Source organism: Nocardiopsis nanhaiensis (genome assembly GCF_054778635.1).
Map to the genome: position 1 here is coordinate 94,490 of NZ_BAAGZJ010000015.1, position 17,953 is coordinate 112,442.

General features: G+C 71.2%; 17 protein-coding genes. 8 read left to right on the top strand and 9 right to left on the bottom strand.

Going from position 1 to position 17,953, the window contains the following annotated elements:
- Positions 1 to 72: 72 nt before the first annotated feature.
- Complete coding sequence (locus tag ACYVD1_RS09945) at positions 73 to 948, top strand: lysostaphin resistance A-like protein (RefSeq protein ID WP_460770544.1); 876 nt, start codon at positions 73 to 75, stop codon at positions 946 to 948.
- A 55-nt stretch (positions 949 to 1,003) separates the two neighbouring features.
- Here the strand turns inward: ACYVD1_RS09945 and ACYVD1_RS09950 are convergent, their stop codons facing one another.
- Positions 1,004 to 1,453: an NUDIX hydrolase gene (locus ACYVD1_RS09950; RefSeq protein ID WP_460760170.1), complete on the bottom strand. Its 450-nt coding sequence runs from the start codon at positions 1,451 to 1,453 to the stop codon at positions 1,004 to 1,006.
- Between the two features lie 141 nt (positions 1,454 to 1,594).
- On the opposite strand from ACYVD1_RS09950, the gene ACYVD1_RS09955 reads away from it, so the two are divergent.
- Together ACYVD1_RS09955 and ACYVD1_RS09960 are read left to right on the top strand one after the other, a co-directional pair.
- Positions 1,595 to 2,695, top strand: coding sequence for a zeta toxin family protein (locus tag ACYVD1_RS09955; protein ID WP_460760166.1), 1,101 nt, complete (start codon positions 1,595 to 1,597; stop codon positions 2,693 to 2,695).
- 11 nt (positions 2,696 to 2,706) lie between these two features.
- Positions 2,707 to 3,294 (top strand): LURP-one-related/scramblase family protein, encoded by a 588-nt coding sequence (locus ACYVD1_RS09960; RefSeq protein WP_460760163.1) that lies wholly within the window; start codon positions 2,707 to 2,709, stop codon positions 3,292 to 3,294.
- Between the two features lie 79 nt (positions 3,295 to 3,373).
- Here ACYVD1_RS09960 and ACYVD1_RS09965 read toward each other — a convergent pair whose 3' ends face one another.
- Positions 3,374 to 4,345 carry a R2-like ligand-binding oxidase gene (locus ACYVD1_RS09965; protein WP_460760160.1) on the bottom strand — a complete coding sequence of 324 codons (972 nt, stop codon included), beginning with the start codon at positions 4,343 to 4,345 and terminating at the stop codon, positions 3,374 to 3,376.
- A gap of 222 nt (positions 4,346 to 4,567) precedes the next feature.
- On the opposite strand from ACYVD1_RS09965, the gene ACYVD1_RS09970 reads away from it, so the two are divergent.
- Positions 4,568 to 4,804 carry a hypothetical protein gene (locus ACYVD1_RS09970; protein WP_460760157.1) on the top strand — a complete coding sequence of 79 codons (237 nt, stop codon included), beginning with the start codon at positions 4,568 to 4,570 and terminating at the stop codon, positions 4,802 to 4,804.
- 87 nt (positions 4,805 to 4,891) lie between these two features.
- Here the strand turns inward: ACYVD1_RS09970 and ACYVD1_RS09975 are convergent, their stop codons facing one another.
- The 5 genes from ACYVD1_RS09975 to ACYVD1_RS09995 all read right to left on the bottom strand — a co-directional run bounded on the left by ACYVD1_RS09975 (position 4,892) and on the right by ACYVD1_RS09995 (position 10,664).
- Positions 4,892 to 6,538 (bottom strand): DNA repair helicase XPB, encoded by a 1,647-nt coding sequence (locus ACYVD1_RS09975; protein ID WP_460760154.1) that lies wholly within the window; start codon positions 6,536 to 6,538, stop codon positions 4,892 to 4,894.
- A 73-nt stretch (positions 6,539 to 6,611) separates the two neighbouring features.
- Positions 6,612 to 6,977 (bottom strand): CD225/dispanin family protein, encoded by a 366-nt coding sequence (locus ACYVD1_RS09980; protein WP_460770546.1) that lies wholly within the window; start codon positions 6,975 to 6,977, stop codon positions 6,612 to 6,614.
- 58 nt (positions 6,978 to 7,035) lie between these two features.
- The gene (locus tag ACYVD1_RS09985; RefSeq protein WP_460770548.1) at positions 7,036 to 7,359 is read right to left on the bottom strand and encodes a hypothetical protein; all 324 of its coding nucleotides are present in this window, start codon (positions 7,357 to 7,359) and stop codon (positions 7,036 to 7,038) included.
- A gap of 278 nt (positions 7,360 to 7,637) precedes the next feature.
- The gene (locus ACYVD1_RS09990; protein ID WP_460760145.1) at positions 7,638 to 8,081 is read right to left on the bottom strand and encodes a hypothetical protein; all 444 of its coding nucleotides are present in this window, start codon (positions 8,079 to 8,081) and stop codon (positions 7,638 to 7,640) included.
- 135 nt (positions 8,082 to 8,216) lie between these two features.
- On the bottom strand, positions 8,217 to 10,664 hold the full coding sequence (locus ACYVD1_RS09995; RefSeq protein WP_460770551.1) for a helicase C-terminal domain-containing protein: 2,448 nt from the start codon (positions 10,662 to 10,664) through the stop codon (positions 8,217 to 8,219).
- A 165-nt stretch (positions 10,665 to 10,829) separates the two neighbouring features.
- Between ACYVD1_RS09995 and ACYVD1_RS10000 the strand changes: the two genes are divergently transcribed.
- From ACYVD1_RS10000 to ACYVD1_RS10015, 4 genes are all read left to right on the top strand, one after another.
- Positions 10,830 to 11,591 (top strand): hypothetical protein, encoded by a 762-nt coding sequence (locus ACYVD1_RS10000; RefSeq protein ID WP_460770553.1) that lies wholly within the window; start codon positions 10,830 to 10,832, stop codon positions 11,589 to 11,591.
- 457 nt (positions 11,592 to 12,048) lie between these two features.
- Positions 12,049 to 12,432: a cold-shock protein gene (locus tag ACYVD1_RS10005; RefSeq protein WP_460770555.1), complete on the top strand. Its 384-nt coding sequence runs from the start codon at positions 12,049 to 12,051 to the stop codon at positions 12,430 to 12,432.
- Between the two features lie 234 nt (positions 12,433 to 12,666).
- On the top strand, positions 12,667 to 13,422 hold the full coding sequence (locus ACYVD1_RS10010) for a DUF3027 domain-containing protein (RefSeq protein WP_460770568.1): 756 nt from the start codon (positions 12,667 to 12,669) through the stop codon (positions 13,420 to 13,422).
- Between the two features lie 271 nt (positions 13,423 to 13,693).
- Entirely contained in the window at positions 13,694 to 16,834 is a 3,141-nt protein-coding gene (locus ACYVD1_RS10015) for a sacsin N-terminal ATP-binding-like domain-containing protein (RefSeq protein ID WP_460770557.1), read from the top strand.
- 47 nt (positions 16,835 to 16,881) lie between these two features.
- On the opposite strand, the gene ACYVD1_RS10020 is transcribed toward ACYVD1_RS10015, so the two are convergent.
- Together ACYVD1_RS10020 and ACYVD1_RS10025 are read right to left on the bottom strand one after the other, a co-directional pair.
- Complete coding sequence (locus tag ACYVD1_RS10020) at positions 16,882 to 17,232, bottom strand: hypothetical protein (protein WP_460770559.1); 351 nt, start codon at positions 17,230 to 17,232, stop codon at positions 16,882 to 16,884.
- The gene (locus tag ACYVD1_RS10025; RefSeq protein WP_460770561.1) at positions 17,229 to 17,555 is read right to left on the bottom strand and encodes a hypothetical protein; all 327 of its coding nucleotides are present in this window, start codon (positions 17,553 to 17,555) and stop codon (positions 17,229 to 17,231) included. Before ACYVD1_RS10025 ends, ACYVD1_RS10020 begins: the two co-directional genes overlap by 4 nt.
- Positions 17,556 to 17,953 lie beyond the last annotated feature (398 nt).

The window sequence follows — 17,953 nt, forward strand, 5'->3', positions numbered from 1 at the left end:
CCGGTAGGGACCCGGGTGGGGTGGGGGCGTCACCCGATGGTGCGGGGGTGCGCCCCGGCTCAGGCTGGTGCCATGGCTACTACCCCCCAGAACACGCACGTCGACGCACCTCCCCGGCCCAACCTCGTCCTGCGGATCTCCGCCGTCCTCATCGCCGCCTCGCTCATCTGGCTCTCACTGCCCCTGATCAACAACGCACTGGGCCTGGAAGGTGAAGGGGGCGGCGACCTCGCGCACTGGGTCAACGCCCTGGTCGCCTTCTCCCTGGCCGTCCCCATGGTCTGGCTCGCCCGCCGCTACCTCGACCGCCGACCGTGGAGCGGTCTAGGCCTGTCCGGGCCCCGCGAGGCATGGCGGCCGCTGCTCCTCGGTGTGCTCGCGTGGACGCTGCCGGCGGCGGTGGGTCTGGCCCTCGCGCTCGCCCTGGGCGTCTCGGTCACCCCGAACGCCCCGCCAGGCGAGATGGTACTCACCGTGCTCGTGCTGGTACTGCTGGTGCTGGTCTACGAGGCGGTGCCGGAGGAGCTGATCTTCCGCGGCTACCTCTACCGCAACCTCAACACCGCGATGTCGGCCTGGCTGACCGTGGTCGTCCAGGCGGCGCTGTTCACCCTCTTCGGGACGGCGCTGTGGGTGTTCCTCTCGGGCTGGGAGGTTCTCGGGGAGCGCCTGCCGCTGTTCTTCGGAATGGGCCTGGTGATGGGCTGCATCCGCTTGGTCACCGGCAGCGTCTGGGCCTGCGTGGGCTTCCACCTGGCCTTCCAGGTCGTGGCCCAGGCCCTGCTGGGCGGGAACCTGTTCGTGGTGGACGACGTCGCCACGGCGATGGGCACGGTCCTCCTGCTTCCGCTCGTGCTCGGGGTGTCCGTCACCATGGCGCTCAGCAGGAAGACCGGGAACTGGAGCGACCGGATCCCGGACCCGGTGGGGGCCGACCGCGCCGACTGAGCCCGCGGCCCCAGGACACCGTGCCCCTCAGGACAGTGCCCTCCGGACAGCGCCCTCAGGACACCTCGCCCCGGCCGTGCAGGACCTCCACCAGCTCCCGCACCGCCGGGGCGCACAGGTGCCGTTCGGCGTGGTTGATCCAGGTGACCTCGAGGATCTCGCTGTCGGGCACGATCTCCCCGTCGTGCTCGGCGCGGTAGCAGATCATCCGCACCCGTGTCCCCGGGACCTGGTCGTGCGCCTCCTGGTCGATGACGGCCACCCGCTGGAAGGTGCCCGCCCGCAGAACCACGCTGACCTCCTCCAAGGACTCGCGGGCCACGGCCTCCTCATCGCTCTCCCCGGGCTCGCGCTTGCCGCCCGGTACGTACAGCAGGTCCTTGCCCTCGGGCCGGACGCACAGCAGTCGGCCTTCGCGGACGTGGACCCAGGCGAGGGCCTCGATGACGGGTGGGCTGTCAGCAACCGGGCGGGAATCAGCAACCGGGCGGGAACTCGACGACATCTGGCCACTTTAGGCCGTGCCGGACCCGGCCGATCCGCTGCCCGGCAGACAACCGAGCCGCTAGCATCCCGAGTGTCAACGGTTGCGTACACGCACGGCCCCGGGCGCCCCCGGCCGGGCCACGGCGAGAAGCGGACGGCTATGACCCCATCCACCCCCGGGACCGAACCGGGCCTCGGCCCCGACCCCTCTGCCGAGCACCCGGGCGACGTGCCCGGCCCCCTCCTCGCGGAGAGCTCCAGCGGGGGCATCCCCTCCCAGACCGGCGAGCAGCGGGAGGCCCGCGAACAGGCCTACAACCTGTACAGCGCGGCGATCGGTGCCTGCTTGGCGCGGCGGGAGAAGGAACCCTCGTTCGTCGAGCGGGCGGCGCTCCTCTTGGCGGAGGAGGCACGCCTGCCCTTCATGACCCCCGACGAGGTCGGCAAGGCGTGCGACACCCTCCCGGGGATCATCGCCGAACTGCGCTCCGAGCCCGTGCGCGCACCTCAGGGAGCCAGCCCGGACGACCTGGGGCGGGAACTCTCCGATGAGGCCCTGGGGTCCCTGTTCGGCCTCGTCCTGCGCGACCGGCTCACCGGGGAGCCGCGCGAGCACCCCCGCCTGCTGCTCTTCGGCGGCCAGCCCGGATCCGGCAAGTCCACCCTCCAGCGCCTCGTCCTGCCGGTCCTGCCCCCGGGGACGGTGAGCTACGACGGGGACGACCTGCTGCGGCTCTCACCCGACTACGAGTGGTCGATGACCGCCGACGACCGGGCCGCCTCCACCGCCGTGTCGCGGCAGATCGGCGGCCTGCACGGGCACGCCATGGAGCACGTTCGGGAAGGGCGGTTCGACGCGGTGTGCAGCCACCCGCTCGGCCGCGCGGACTGGGCGGCCTCGTGGGTACTGGCCTTCAAGGACGCCGGCTACCGGGTCGAGGTCGCCTTCGTGGCCACACACTCCTCGAACAGCCGCTTCGGCATCGCCGACCGGCACGCGCGCGCCACCCGTGACCAGGGGTTCGGACGCTGGCTCCCGGAAATCCACCACGACCGCTTCTACCTCGGTGTGCCGAACACCGTGGAGTTCCTGGAGACGCACCGTCTGGCCGACTCCGTGTACGTGCTCTCCAGGGACGGCGAGGTGCTCTACGCCAACCACCAGGTCCACGGGGAGTGGTCCACCGAGCCGTTCGGCCGGATCGCGTTGGAGGCCGAAAGGGGCCGACGCGAGCTCTGGCGCCCCGACCACACACTCTAGGATCACCCCTCATGGATATTTTCGCCGCCAACCCCCTCCTGGTGAAGCAGCCCAAGCGCTTCATGGTCGACGTCTCCGACTACATGGTCTACGACGCCTACGGACGGCAGATCGCCTGGGCACGGGAACAGGGCGCCGACGCGGGCATGCAAGTGTTGCGCCACCTCGCCCGGAGCACCGGCGGCTTCGAGCGCCGGGTCTACGTGACCGACCTGTACGGGCACCACCGGCTGGTCATCCAGAAGCACTGGTCCTGGATGACCGCCACGACCGCCGTGAACTTCCCTGACGGGCGGCCCGTGGGCACGATCGAGCAGGACCTGAAGTTCTTCGGGTCCAAGTTCACCCTGCTGGACCCGTGGAAGAGGCCGGTCGGCTACATCGAGGGCGACTTCGTCGGTCACGACTTCAAGATCACCGACCACGCCGCGCACGAGGTCGCCCGGGTGGACCGCAAGATCCCCGACATGGGGGAGATCTTCACCTCCGCGGACAGCTACGCGCTGCACCACCGCTACCCCTCGCTGCCCGAGCCCCTGCGCACCCTCGTGGTGGCCTCGGCCATCGCCATCGACCTCGTCCTGCACGAAGGTTCCTGAACCGCTGCCGACGTGGCCGGGTCAGGCCCGTGCCCTCGGCTCCGGCCCCGGCTCGGTGGGATGCGGCAGGAGCGCGGGCTCAGGGCTCCAACTTGGCCATGGCGGCACGGTCCTCGGCACCGAACTGCTCCTCCAGGTCCTCCGGGGAGGCGTCCAGGTCGATCCGGGCGAGCGGTACGCCGCGGGCCGACTCGATGGCACCGAGGCGGCGCAGGGCGCGGTCGCTTGCGTACTCCAGGAGCTCGCCGGGCGGGAGTTCGTAGCGCTGGACCTCAGGGTCGTCCGAGGGGGTGTCACCGCGCTCGACGGTCCCCATCACATGGGGCAGGAGCTCGTTGAGGCGCTCGCTCACCACGTCCCAGTTGCTGTCGTCGGCGGCCACGTGGCGGCGGCAGGTGAAGGTACCCCAGGCCATGTGGCGGCGTTCGTCGTCGCCGATCCGGCGGATGATCTGGCGCATGCCGGGGAAGATGCCGCGCACGGTGCACACGTGGTTCCAGGCGTAGTACCCGGTCAGCGCGAGGGAGCCCTCGATGATGTGGTTGTAGGTGACTGAGGCGCGGACCTGGTTGCGGGGGCTGGGGTCGTCCAGGAGGCTTTCGAGGGAACCGGGGAGCTCCTCGTAGAAGAGGGCGCGGTAGGCGGGGTTGGCGTTGACGAACCCGTGGAGGTCGTCCCGGACGCCGATCGCGTCGAGCCACATCCGGAAGGCCTGGACGTGCTTGGCCTCCTCGAAGGCGAACTGGGTCAGGTACATCTCGTCGCCCAGGCGGCCTTCGGCGGCCATGGCGCGCAGGAAGGGCTGGAGGTCCTCGGTGACCGCTTCCTCGCCCGCCACGAAGAAGGCGCACAGCCTCAGGATGCGCGTCTGGGCTTCCTCGTCGAGCTTCTTCCAGTCCTCGGCGTCCTGGCTGAAGTCGATGTCGGCGGGGTTCCAGAACTTGGCGTTGCCCTTGACGAACAGCTTGAGGGGGAGGGAGTCCCAGTTGAGGCCACCGCCGCGGAGGGAGTGGAAACCACTGCGGTGCTCTGTGGCGGGGGCTTCGGTCATGAGGGGTACCTCCGTAAGAGTGTGGTGCCCTCATGATTGGACACGGAGAGGCCTCGTGTAAACCCCTGGTCGTGGCCTGGATCACTGTGGCGTGGGCGCGGGTGCCGTGCGCCGGATCCCCGCCCCGACCCGCGATCCGGTCAAGGCCAGCGGCGATCCGACCCCGCCGAAACGGTACGGTCAGGGGGTACGAATCTTGGAACGATCCGATCGGGGGACGACGTGTTCTGTGGTGATCCCGGCAGTCCGGGTTACGCCGCGTGCGCCGCCCAGTCCCAGCTCTTCGCGCTGGCCTCGGTGATCCCCGCGCTGCTCGGCCTCGCCCTGATGGTGGCCGCCTTCACCGCGCCCTCGGTCCGAGGCGACCGGGTGCTGCGCACCCGGACCCTCAGCTACTCCCTCGTCGCCTGGGGCATCGCCGCCGCCACCTACGCCATCGGCGTCCTGCCCTCGGTCTGAAGCAGCGGTCCCGGCCCTTCCGCCCCGGCCCTTCCGCCCCGGCCCTTCCGCCCCGGGCCTTCCGACCCGGCCCTTCCGGTCTCCCCGTCAGGTCTCCTCGTCGGCGAGGAGGTCGCCCGCGTCGGTGATCCGGTACGCGTAACCCTGCTCGGCGAGGAACCGCTGCCGGTGGGCGGCGTACTCCTGGTCCAAGGTGTCCCGGGCGATCACCGCGTAGAAGCGCGCGGTGCGGCCGTCGGTCTTGGGGCGGAGCACCCGGCCCAGCCGCTGGGCCTCCTCCTGGCGGGAGCCGAAGGAACCGGACACCTGGACCGCCACCCCGGCCTCGGGGAGGTCGATCGAGAAGTTGGCGACCTTGGAGACCACCAGGGTGCGCAGTTCACCCGTGCGGAAGGCCTCGAACAGGCGCTCGCGCTCCTTGTTGCGCGTCTCGCCCTTGATCACCGGGGCGTCCAGCGACTCCCCGAGATCGTCGAGCTGGTCGATGTAGGAACCGATGACCAGAACCTGCTCCTCCGGGTGCTGCTCCACGATCCGCCGCACCACGGCGGTCTTCGTCTCCGAGGAGGCACAGAACCGGTACTTGTCCTCGGGCTCGGCGGTCGCGTACGCCAACCGCTCGGACTCCGACAGGTCCACTCGGACCTCCACGCAGTCCGCGGGGGCGATCCACCCCTGGTTCTCCATGTCCTTCCACGGGGCGTCGTAGCGCTTCGGCCCGATCAGTGAGAACACATCGCCCTCCCGGCCGTCCTCGCGGACCAGGGTCGCGGTCAGTCCCAGGCGGCGACGGGCCTGGAGGTCGGCGGTCATCCGGAAGATCGGCGCGGGCAGCAGGTGGACCTCGTCGTAGACGACCAGGCCCCAGTCCTTGGCGTCGAACAGCTCCAGGTGCGTGTACGCGCCCTTTCTCCGGGCCGCCATGACCTGGTAGGTAGCGATGGTGACCGGGCGGATCTCCTTGCGGCTCCCCGAGTACTCACCGATCTCGTCCTCGGTGAGGGACGTCCGCTTGAGCAGCTCGGCCTTCCACTGGTGCACCGCCACCGTGTTGGTCACCAGGATCAGCGTCGTCGCCCCGGTCATCGCCATCGCCGCCGCGCCGACGATCGTCTTGCCGGCCCCGCAGGGCAGCACGACCACGCCGGAGCCGCCCGCGTGGAAGCTCTCAGCCGCCTCCTGCTGGTAGCCGCGGAGCTCCCAGTCGCCGTCGGCCAGATCGATCTGGTGGGCCTCACCGTCGACGTAACCGGCGAGGTCCTCCGCGGGCCAGCCGATCTTCAGCAGGGCCTGTTTGAGGTTGCCGCGCTCGCTGGGGTGGACCGCGACGGAGTCCTCGTCCAGGCGCTCGCCCAGCATCCCCTTGAGCTTCTTGGCCCGGACGACCTCCTCCAGGACTGCGCGGTCGGAGGACTCCAGCACCAGCCCCCGGACCGGGTCGCCGATCAGCTTGAGCCGCCCGTAGCGGTCCATCGTCTCGGCGATGTCCACGAGCAGGGAGTGCGGTACCGGGAACTTGGAGAAGGTGATGAGCGCGTCCACCACCTGCTCGGCGTCGTGTCCGGCGGCGCGCGCGTTCCACAGCGCCAGCGGGGTGATCCGGTAGGTGTGGACGTGTTCGGGTGCCCGTTCGAGTTCGGCGAACGGGGCGATGGTGCGGCGGCACTCCGCAGCGAGTTCGTGGTCGATCTCGAGGAGGAGCGTCTTGTCGGACTGGACGATCAGGCAGGACACGCGGGACCTTCCTACAGGTGCGGAGAAGAGGGCGGCTCCACGTGCAACACCGCAGGCCTTCGGAACATGCCCGTCAGGCGGCCAGCATCAGAGTGAAGAACAGGGCGCCGACCAAAACGAAGATGCCGATGGCCACCCCGTTGGAGATCCAGGCGTAGCGCGTGTAACGCTCGGCCTTCTCGTGGTCGTGCGATTCGTTCAGGGCCAGGGAAGAGAAGACGAGACCGGCGATCGCGACCAGGTTGCAGCAGGAGACCGCAAGGATGATGGACGTCACCAGGGCGCCGATCGCGATGCCCCGGGAAGGGGGCTCGACGTAGTACCCGCCGGGTGGCGGGTTCGGCGGCGGGTAGGGCGGCGGGTAACCCCCGCCGTAGGGGTCGTTCGGGTCGCCGGGGTACCCGGGGCCGGGTGTGCCGTACTGCCAGTTGTCGCTCATGGTGTTGCTTCCGTGCGGCAGGGGCGCCGAGCGCGCCCGTAGGTGGAGGCCGGCGGTGTCAGACACCGACCAGGAGGAACAGCACCGCCAGGACGACCAGGGGTACCAGGAAGACCGCGGACAGTGCCAGGAAGACGAAGGTGCACGCCCACGTGTAGCGGATGTAGCGGTCCACTTCGTCGGCGTCCGGGATCTTGGCCAGGGCGAAGATCCCCAGGGCGATGCCCGGGAGGTTGGTGACCAAAGCGAAGAACCAGAACCCCAGGTACATGCCGAAAGCCGGGATCACCAGGGTGCACAGCGCCACGATGAGCGCGGCTACGGCCCCTCCGACACGCGCTGGCGGGCCCGAAGGGCGCGGGGCCCCCGGCACCGGTGCCATCGGCGGTGCGGTGGGCGGGTACGCGGCTGGCTGGTGGGCCGGCGGCGTGGCGAGCGGGGCCGCCGGAGGCGCGGACGCGGCCCTCCGGGGAGCTTCCGTGGGCGCGGAGCTTCCCGGGACGGAGGTCCGTCCCCGCTCCCAGAAGGCCCTGGGGTCGCTCGGGTCGCCGTTCACCGCGCTCCATCTCTTTCCGCACCGCGCATCCTCACATGGGGTCGCATACCCGTCCTACCCTGTTCGGATGCGGACACCGGGGGTCCGGTTCTGCCGAACCGTGGTCACCACTGCGGGACCGGGACGATCCCCTCGATCCAGCTCCCCGCCTGCGTGAACACCACGAAGGTGAGTACCAGCATGACGAAGAACATCACCGCGGCGGCACCCAGGCAGTACCAGGAGTACCGGGTCAGGACCTCGGCCTGGTCAGGGCGCCCCCGGTCGCGGGCGTGGGCGGCCCGCACCGCGAACGTGATCCCGGCGATGCCGAAGATCCAGTTGGCGCAGCACAGGGCGGTGACCGCGTGCAGGATCAGTGCCATGGTCGAACTGTTGGCACCGCCGGTCGTGCCCACCGGTGCCGAGTCCCGGCGGTCGTCCCCGCGTTCCGGCCTGTCGTCCTCGCGCTCCCGCTCGGGAGCCCGGTCCCGCCCTTCCGGGGCACGGTCGCCCTGCCCCCGATCTCGGGGGGAGGAGGCTCCAGGGGGCAGCGGTGCGTTGCTCATGGGTTCTCTTCCGGGGCCGGACCAACCGATCTGAGGCCACTCTAGGGGCTTGGTACCGCTGGGCGGACGGAGGCGGGGTCGGCCGCAGCCCCTGGTGCGCCTGAGCTCCAACGGTGAGGTGGAGTTCTCCTCGGGTCAGTTCTCCTCGAGTTCGGCGACGCCGGTGATGCGGTGGATCGCGAACCGGTGTACGGCGTCCCTGGTGGTGTCGTAGGCGGTCAGGAAACCGCCGTCCACGCGGGTGGGTTCCACGATCCGGCTGACCTGGCGGCCGTCGGTGTCCGTGTAGCCGATCCAGACCCTGCGCTCGCCCTCGGCAGCCTCCGCCAGCACCTCCATGACGGCGGTGGCACGAGAACCGGCGGTGCCTCCTTCGGGCAGGGACACCGGGACCCGGGCGATGTTGGCGGCCTCGTCACCGGCGCGCAGAGCGCGTACGGCGGCCTGCGTCAGTTCCGCGGTCGGCGCGTTCTCGGAGGGGGAGGAGGGTTCGGGCTCGGCGCGGCGGACCTCGGGCCTGCCCAGCCGCATCGTGCCGTCGCCGCTCTCGGGCACCGGGTGGTAGCCCAGCTGCCGGAGCCGCTCGGTCAGGGCCGCCCGGTTGAGCCCGCTGACCACCACGGTCGGGGCCAGCAGCAGGAGCTCCAGGTCGGCGGCCCGGCGGTCGGCCACCAGTTCGGCCAGCAGGGCGGGCTCGTCGCAGCGCAGGTAGCTGGAGGCCGATCCGGTGCGCAGCCTGCCGTGCCTGCGCCCCACGTCCGACACCAGGTAGCGCAGTGCCTGCGGCAGCGGCGTGCGTGAATGGCGCTCCAGCAGGCCGGTGATGTCGGCGACCCCGCGTCCGGCGTCCAGTGCCCGGCGGACCGAGTCCTCGGTGAAGCGGTACACGGTGGCCCCGCCGGTGGACTCCACGTCGGCCGTCAGGGCGAGCTCGCGTGCCAGCCCGGTGACGAGCGGGCCCGGGGCCACAGCGGTCAGGTCGCCCTGGACCAGCACGTAGTCCAAAGGCTGGGGAAGTTCGGCGGACAGGACCCGCGCGGCGGTCTCCTCGTCGCCGGCGAGCAGGGGCCGCGTGTGTTCGGCGAGCGCTCCCATGCCGGTCAGGCCGAGCGCGGCCGCCTCGGTCACCGCGGCGCCCACGAGCTCGGTGTAGACCGGCGACTGGCGGCGCGGGCGACGCCAGTCCAACCGTGCTGCCAGCGAACCCTCTGTGGGCACCAGGCCCGCTTCGGCCGCGCCCATCTCGGTGAGGACGTCGCGGCGGGCCTGCGGGGCCGCCGGGCGGACCAGGCCGGGGCCGAGCACGTTGCGCACCCGGCCGCCGGAGTCACGCGATCCGGTCAGGGACGCCACCCGGTCCGAGCCGAGCCAGGCCCGGGCCAACTGCAGCCAGCGGTGTTCCGGTGTGCGCTGGCGCCACAGGTCGTACTCGCGGGTGGGCAGCCATTCGCCCTCCAGCCGGTGGTCCGTCCCGATCAGCCCGGCGGCACGCGTGACCTCCAAGTACAGGGCGGCGGTGTCCTCGTCGGTGTCCATCACCTGGGACGCCCGGCGCAGGTCGCGTACGCCCAGGCCGCCGTTGCGCAGGACCGCGGCGGGGTCGTCGGACCAGCGCTCCAGCAGCTCCTCCACCCCGCGCAGCACGCTGAAGGCCTGTCCAGCGGCGGCTCGGGCAACCGTGGTGTGGGAGCCGTGACGGCCCTCGAAGTCTGGCGGGTCCGTACTGACATCGCCGAACAGCTGCCCGGAGCGCAGGTGCAGACCGACCTCGCGGGGCAGCGTCAGGGTGTCGTCGCCGGTAGCCACGAGCAGACCCCGGGCGATGAGCGTCTCCACCGGAGAGGAAGCGGTGGCCAGGGTGATCTCGCGGCGGGCGTCGGAGACCGTGCCGTTGGGCGGTCCCCAGGCGAGGCTGTCCAGTAGGCGGTGGGCGGCCGAACCGACCTGGGAGATGAGGGTCCCCACCCGAGAGGGGTCGGTGAGGGCGGTGGCGACCGTCTCCACGGGGCTGACGGCGGTGCTGTGCGGCACCAGGTCGTCGGCGAGCCGCTTGGCGGTGCCGTGCGGCAGCGCGGCCAGGAGGACCCGGGCGGGCGGACCCAGTTGGGCGGGCTGGGGGAGGAGCTCGCGCAGGACCTGGACGGGGCGCAGACGCCCCTGGTCGGGCCAGACGAGGGCAAGGGAGGACAGCGTGTCCAGGGCGTGGTCGAGCGGGCCCTTCCCATCGGAGGCGGAAGGGGTGAGATCGAGCCCTCGAGCGATGTCCTCGGGGCGCGCACCGACAGGTTCGGACAGCCGGTCGTCTCCGAGGGCGACCACGGACTCCAGGACCTGGAGGGTGAACCGGTCGAGCCGCTCCAGGGCGCGCAGCACGGCGTTGCGCGAGGTCGCGCGATGCGCCAGGGCCCCGATATCGGCGGGAACCGGCTGGGCCAGGTCCGGCCGGGCGTTCAACAGGGCGGTGAGCTCCTCGTCGGAGCGGGCACGCAGCCAGGAGGTGAACGTGGGGGGACGCCCCGAAACGGCTGTGCCGTCGGGAGCGCTGGTGCCCTGGCCGGGCTCGGGTCGCGCGTAGTCGGTCATCGTGTCAACGCTAAGCGATGGCGGCTCGGAGAGCGCACCCCTCCCCTTCTGACCCTTGCCGCCACCCGATTCACCGCGTTCCTGAGCCGTATCGGGAGGGAATTCTTCGACCGAAATTGCGGAGGAGGGGTTAAAAGGCAGGTCATTGTGGGCCAACATGGGTCCATGACCCAGCGCTCCGAACAAGTGGTACTCGACTACCTCTCCAAGGTCGGGCTCGCGCTGCACGGTCGTGTGACGGCGAAGGAACGGACCGCCTACCTGACGAGCCTGCGTGCGCGCATCGATGAGCGGCGCGAGGCGGCCGAGAACGACGACGTTGACACTGTGCGGCGGATTCTCCGTGGTTTCGGCTCCCCCCGGCACATCGTGGAAGAGGAGCTCACCGGTCGCGAGTTCGACCTCGAAGACGACGAGATGATCCCGAACAAACCCAGACACGCAGACCGTCCGCCCCCGCCCTGGCGCGGCGGACCCAACCAGGGATTCATGGCCCTCCTCGAGGGGCCCAGCCAGACCGACATGCGTATGGACGGAAAGGTCACGCGCAAGCCGGGTGTGGTCCGCGGCAGCCTCCTCCTGGTGAGGCACCACCCACCCGAGGCCGTAGCCCTGGCCGTGTACGTCCTGGCCGGGCTGTGGTGGGACGTCGCCTTCCTGTGGGTGCTCGGCGCCGCCCTCATCGTGCTCAGCACGGTGTGGAACAGCCGCGACAAGTGGATCGGGGCGGGCGTCCCGCTGTTCGCCTGTGTCGTCGGCATGATCCTGTGGACGGGCGACGCCAAGTTCATCGACCAGTACATCCAGCAGGCCCTGCCGGCCACCGGTGTCGCCGGGCTCGGACTCGCCTCCCTGGTGTGCGTCCTCTACCTCTTCCCGAAGGCCGCCCGCTCGGCCCGCGTCGCCGACCGCTCCGCCGGGAGCTGACGAAGCCCGGACGGTCATTGGTTGGCAAACGCTGGGGAATACCTTTTCCGGTCGGCCCGTTAAAGCGCATTCGTGCGTGTTGTATCGGGTAGTCATGACTGTGCACCGCCGGTGACGCTTCGCGGCGGTCACGTCGGGTGGCCCGGCTTCCAGCTCGGGCCCCAACTCGTCGACGGAGCCCCTGCTTCCGCCGAGTACCGTCCCACACTCCGCACCCAGCGGTTCCAGGGGCAGACGTCGACGCCAACGAGGTCCGGGTAAGCCGTATCCGGGCCTCGTTTCGCGTGTGCGGGGAATCGGTCACACCAATACCCGGTCGCGTTGTCGAGGCCCTGGGCATTAGCCTTGGGCGCACCCATGGAAACCAGGGGTCGCCCGGGGCGGAGGAAAGGGTGGACGGCACCGTTTCCGATCGCCGTTCCCGGGGTGCCCGTCAGTGAAAGCATGAGGTCTCTACGTGCCCACCGGCAAGGTCAAGTGGTACGACGGCGACAAGGGTTTCGGATTCCTCACCCGGGACGACGGAGGTGAGGTGTTCGTGCACTCCACCTCCCTGCCGCCCGGAACCACCGCCCTGAAACCCGGCCAGCGGGTCGAGTTCGGCGTGGCCGAGGGGCGCAAGGGCGCCCAGGCGCTCCAGGTGAAACTCCTGGACTCACAGCACTCGGTGGCCAAGGCACAGCGCAAGAAGCCGGACGAGATGGTGCTCATCACCGAGGACCTCATCAAACTCCTGGAGAACGTCTCCAACGGCTACCGGCGCGGCCGCCACCCGGACAAGCGTGAGGCGGCCAAGGTCGCCGCCGTTCTGCGTGTGGTGGCCGACGACCTGGAGGCCTGACACTCCGGAACCCGATCGCCGGAACCCGTCCACGGAGGCCGTGGTGGCCGAGAACACGGTCCGCCACGGCCTCCGTGCCGTCCGCCCCGCCCGGTGGCAATACCCCGCCAAGAGGGTGAATCGGGCGAACCTTGACCCGCGTTATGGTCAAATCGGTGCCCGCGATCAGTGAGAATGGGGGACGTGAGCCCTTCTCGACGTTCTCCTGTACCGGACAAGGCATGTGTCGACGCGGTGGATCTGGCCCGCTCGGTGGCAGCGGAGGTCGGGCGACCCGATTGGGTGGGTGAGCACCTCACCGCCCAGGTCGAGGACACACGCCTGGTCACCCACTACTTCGAGTGCCTGGACCCCGCGTATCCGGGGTGGACCTACGCCGTCACCGTGGTCCGCGCCTCGCGGGCCAAGACGGTCACGGTCAACGAAGTGGTCCTGCTGCCCGGCGAGGGCGCCCTGGTCGCGCCCGAGTGGGTGCCGTGGAAGGAGCGACTGCGCCCGGGCGACGTCGGTGTGGGGGACCTCCTCCCCACCGAAGAGGACGACGAGCGCCTCGTCCCCGGTTACGCGCAGGTGCCCGACAGCGAGCTCGACGCCGAGGGCATGGACCAGCAGATGGTGTGGGAGCTGGGACTCGGCCGCCGCCAGGTGCTATCCGAGGTCGGCCGCGAGCAGGCCGCGGAGCGCTGGTACAACGGCGAGGCCGGGCCGCGGAGCCCCGTTGCCTCGGCAGCCCCGGCGCGCTGCACCTCCTGTGGGTTCCTGACCCCGCTCGCCGGCGAGCTGCGCCAGATGTTCGGCGTGTGCACCAACGAGTACGCCCCGGACGACGGCAAGGTCGTGTCCCTCGACCACGGTTGCGGAGCACACTCCGAAGTCCGCCGCCCCGGCCCGCAGAACGAGCCGGTCGCACCGGTCGTCGACGAGATGGGGTATGACCACATCGTCTTCGACGACACCGCGGAACTGGAACTGGTCTCCAGCGACTCCTGACCACGACCGACTTCCGACGACAACGGCAGTCACCACGGGCAGATCCACCGAAAACGATCTCGGGGTCCCGCCGCAGTGCGCGGCGGGACCCTTCCCGTGTCCGCCCGCGCCCCGGACTCACGCGCCACGCGCACCTCCACAACCCGACCCGTCCCCCTGTGGGCTAGGCTCGACCCACACCCACCATCACGCTCGCCTTGCCGGGACCCCGCATGTCCGCGAACATGCGGGGGCCGATCGGACCGCGCGCCCAGCGCAGGAGGAGACCACCATGGCCGAGCCGGTGACCGCTTCGGTGGCCGACCCTCACAACACCGATGAACTGCGCAGACGTGTGCTCTCTGCGTGGGCTGACGCGCCTGCCCGCTTCCGGGAGGACGCCAACGCCGAAGAGGACTTCGCCCTGGGCGGCTACCGGGACCGGGTCGTGGTCGAGCTCGCCCAGAACGCCGCCGACGCGGCGCGCCGCGCGGGCGTTCCCGGACACCTCCGCCTGGCCCTGGACGGCGACCGGCTCTCCGCCGCGAACACCGGCGCGCCCCTGAGCGCGGAGGGCGTGGAATCCCTCGCCACCCTGAGGGCGTCCACCAAACGCGACGACCAAGGTTCCGCGGGCCGGTTCGGGGTCGGCTTCTCCGCGGTGGTGGCGCTCAGCGACGACGTCACCGTGGACTCCGGCGGCGCGGCGGTGCACTTCTCCGCCGAGCGCGCCCGTGCCGTGGTCACCGACCTGCTCGACAGCAACGGTAGGCACGCCGACCTCGCCGACGAGGTGGGCCGCCGCTCCGGCCACGTGCCCATGCTCCGCCTGCCCTTCCCCGCCGACGTCGTCCCCGAACGGCCCGACAGCGGATACGACACCGTCGTCACCCTGGCGCTCCGCGACCAACAGGCACAGGAGCGGGTACGGGAACTACTGGACCGGACCGGCGAGGCCATTTTGCTCGCCCTCGACGGCCTTTCCGAGGTCAGCGTGGTGGTCGACGGCGCCGAGCGCGTCCTCACCCGCGAGCCCGGCGACGAGGACTCCGAAACCGACCTGGTCACCACTCACCGCGACGCCGGCGGGACCCGGGCCACACCCTGGCGCGTCCTCAGTACCTCCGGCGAGTTCGCCCCCGACCTGCTGGCGGACCGGCCCACGGAGGAGCGGGAGCGCACCGCGTGGTCGTTGACCTGGGCCGCCCCGGTGGACGCCGCAGGCGGTGTGGCCGCGCTGCCCGCCGACGTCGAGAACGTGGTGCACGCGCCCACCCCCACCGACACCGAACTCGACCTGCCCGCCCTCCTCATCGGCACGTTCCCGCTCAGCTCCGACCGGCGCGCGGTCCAGCCGGGAGGCGCCACCGACCTGCTGCTCATGGAGGCCGCGAAGGCCTACTGCGCGCTCCTGCGCCGCTTCGCGCCCCGGGCCGCCCTCGACCTGGTTCCCGCCGCCCGCGTGGGCGGCGGCGCCATCGACGCGGTCTTCCGGGCCCGGGTCGCCGAGCCCCTGCTGGATGCCCCGTTCCTGGTCACCGCCGCCGGACACCCCGTAGCCCCGCGTGAGGCGGTGCTCCTGGACACCGGTGGCGCGAACGGCTCGGCCGACCTCGTCAGCCTGCTCGCCGAACTCGGCCCGCCGCTACTGCCCGGAACCTGGAGCCCGCGCCACCCGGCCCTGGCCTCGCTGCGCGTACGCCGACTGGGCTTGGCCGACCTCGCCGACCTGCTCGGTGACACCCAACGGGAACCGGAGTGGTGGGCGACGCTCTACGCGGCCCTGGGAACCGCAGGGGGCGACGGGGCCGACATCGACGAGCTCGGTTCCCTTCCGGTCCCGCTGGCCGACGGCCGCCTCGTCCGAGGGCCGCGCTCCCTGCTGCTGCCCACCGACGACTGGGCCAAGGTCGCCGACACCGAAGGCCGTAGGCTCGACCCCGCAGCCCTGGCCACCCTGGGCGTGCGTGTGGTGCACCCTGAGGCTGCCCACCCGCTCCTGCTGCGCCTGGGCGCGGCCGAAGCCGGTGCGGGCACGGTGCTGGCCGACCCGAACACCGAGGCCGCCGTACGCGGATCCTTGGACGCCGAGGACCCCGAGCCCGTCGCCGAGGCCGTCCTGGACCTGGTCGCGGCCTCCGGTACGACGGTCGAGGACGCGCCCTGGCTGTCCGAACTGGCCCTGCGCGACGACGAGGACGGATACTCGATCGCCGCCGAACTCCTCGTTCCCGGAGCGCCCTTGGCGGACCTCTTGGTGGACGACGCGCCCTTCGGCACGGTCCACGACGACCTCGTCCGCCGCCACGGCACCGACGCCCTGCGGGCCGTGGGCGCGCTGTGGGGCCTGACCGTGGTCCGCGCCGAGGAGGTGGCGCTGGGGGAGGACCCCGCGGGAGCCTTCGACGGCGCGGCCGGAGAGGACGGCCCCGACGGGCTGGACGACTGGGCCGACGAGGTCCTCGAGCGCGTCGGCGACCCCGACCTCCCGCCCGTGGTGCCCGAACTGGTGTGCGTCGCCGACCTCGACTACATCGCCGACGACGCCTGGCCCCAGGCACTGACGATGCTCTCCCAGGGGCGGCTGCGTGAGGCCGTCACCGCCCCCGCCCGCCTGCTCATGCCGGACGGCCGGGTCGTCGATGTGCCCTCCTACACCGCCTGGTGGCTGCGCAGCCGGGCGCTGCTGGACGGCCGGGCCCCGGTCGGGCTGCGTACCGCCGATGCCGAGCCCGCGCTCACCGGCCTCTACGACGAGGTGCCCGCCGACGTCGACCCCGAGTTCGCCCGGGCCCTCGGTGTCCGTACGACCCTCGCCGACCTGCTCACCGACCCCGACGGCGCCGACGACCTGCTGAACCGGCTCGCCGATCCGGCCCGCCACGTGGACCGTTTCGCGCTGCGCCGCCTGTGGAGGGCCCTGGCCGAGGTGGACACCGACCTGGTCACCCCGCCGACGCTCGTGCGCGCGGTCAGGGGCGGGGCGATCGTGGTCGCCGATGCCGAGGACGCCGTGGTGATCGACTCACCGGACCTGCTTCCACTGGTCGAGGACCGGCCGCTGGTCCTGGCCGCCGCCGAAGCGGCCGACCGGCTCGCCGACGTCCTCGACCTGGGCCTGGCCTCGGAGAGCGTCACCGGGAAGGTGAACTCGGCGGGGCAGATCCGGGCGGTGCCCGACGAGGCGGCGCTGTTCCTCGCCGGGGGCGAGGAGCCGGACCGCACGTACCTGCACCACCGGAAACTCACCGTCGACGGCGTAGACGTGGAGTGGTACACGGGTGACGGTGCGGTGCACGCCTCCGGGACCGAAGGGCTGGCCCGTGCGCTGTGCTGGCGCGCCGGACAGTGGTCCCGCCGCCACCTGCTCGCCGCCGTGCTGCGGGACCCGTCCGCGGCCGCGCACCTGCTGGCCGAGGCCGACCTCGAATAGACGGTGCCCCACCGGGCCGTAACCCGGTGGGGCGACCCGTCTGCGGTTCACCGCTGCCAGGGTTCGGGCAGCGGTGAACCGTGCACCATGGCGGCTTTCAACAGGGCCCAGCGTCCTCGGGCCCTGGCGAGTGCCTGCCAACAGGTGACGGGTTCGCCGACGGCGCGCAGGGCTTCGGAGAGAGCATCGTAGTGGTCGGTCACCTCGTCGATTTCGGCGATGTCACCGAAACGGGCGGACCAGCGGTGGGGCAGGGCGTCACCGGACCGCAGGGCGTCATCCAGGTAGCCGAAGACCGCGTCGGCGGAGGCCAGGCGGGTGACCGCGTCCGCGCACAGTTCGGGGTCGTTGAGGAGCTGGCTGAGTCGGGCGGCCAGGGCTTCGGTGTGCTCGTTCACGCGACCAGCTCCTTGAGCTGGGCGCGGTGGGCCTCCCAGGCCCGGTAGGGGCCGCGCACGATCTTGACCCGGGGGCACCCGTCCCAGTGGGCGTCCTCGACCGGCTTTCGAGGCGCGGGGACGGGGGTAGCGGGTTCGATGGGCTTGGTCGCGGTGGGCTCGGAGCGAGCCAGGGCTTCGACGTAGCGGCGGACCCGGCGGGAACGGTTGCGTCGGGCCTCAGCGCCCAGCTCCCGCAGGTAGCCGATGGCGGTGGTGTGAGCGCCCCGCGTTGGCCGGAGGAGCCGTGCGGGCACGCCGAAGAAGGACAGTAGGGTGAGCATGTCTGCCTGCGCTTTCAGGTGGACCGGGCCCGGGGTGTTGGTAGCGCCGCCGGGCCGCCTCATGGATGAGTCAAGCCCACATCATAGCTTGGTGTACTACCCCTGACTACCCCAGTGGGTAGCTATGGTTCGAAGTGGGTGGCTGGCTAGGTTCACTCTTATGCCCGCCATTGACCGCGAATCCCCGGTTCCGCCCTACGTCCAAGTCGCCAACGCGCTTCGTGCGCGCATCGACAACGGGGAGATCCCACCAGGGCGCGCCCTGCCCTCCCTAGTGCAGCGATTCATAAGTCCTTCGACTGTGTGATGGTTACCTTCCGTGATCGTCAGGCGGCCTGGAGGTAGGTGTCCTGGCGTGCCCGCTCGTGCTGATGGCGGGCCAGGTAACGAGCGTGCTC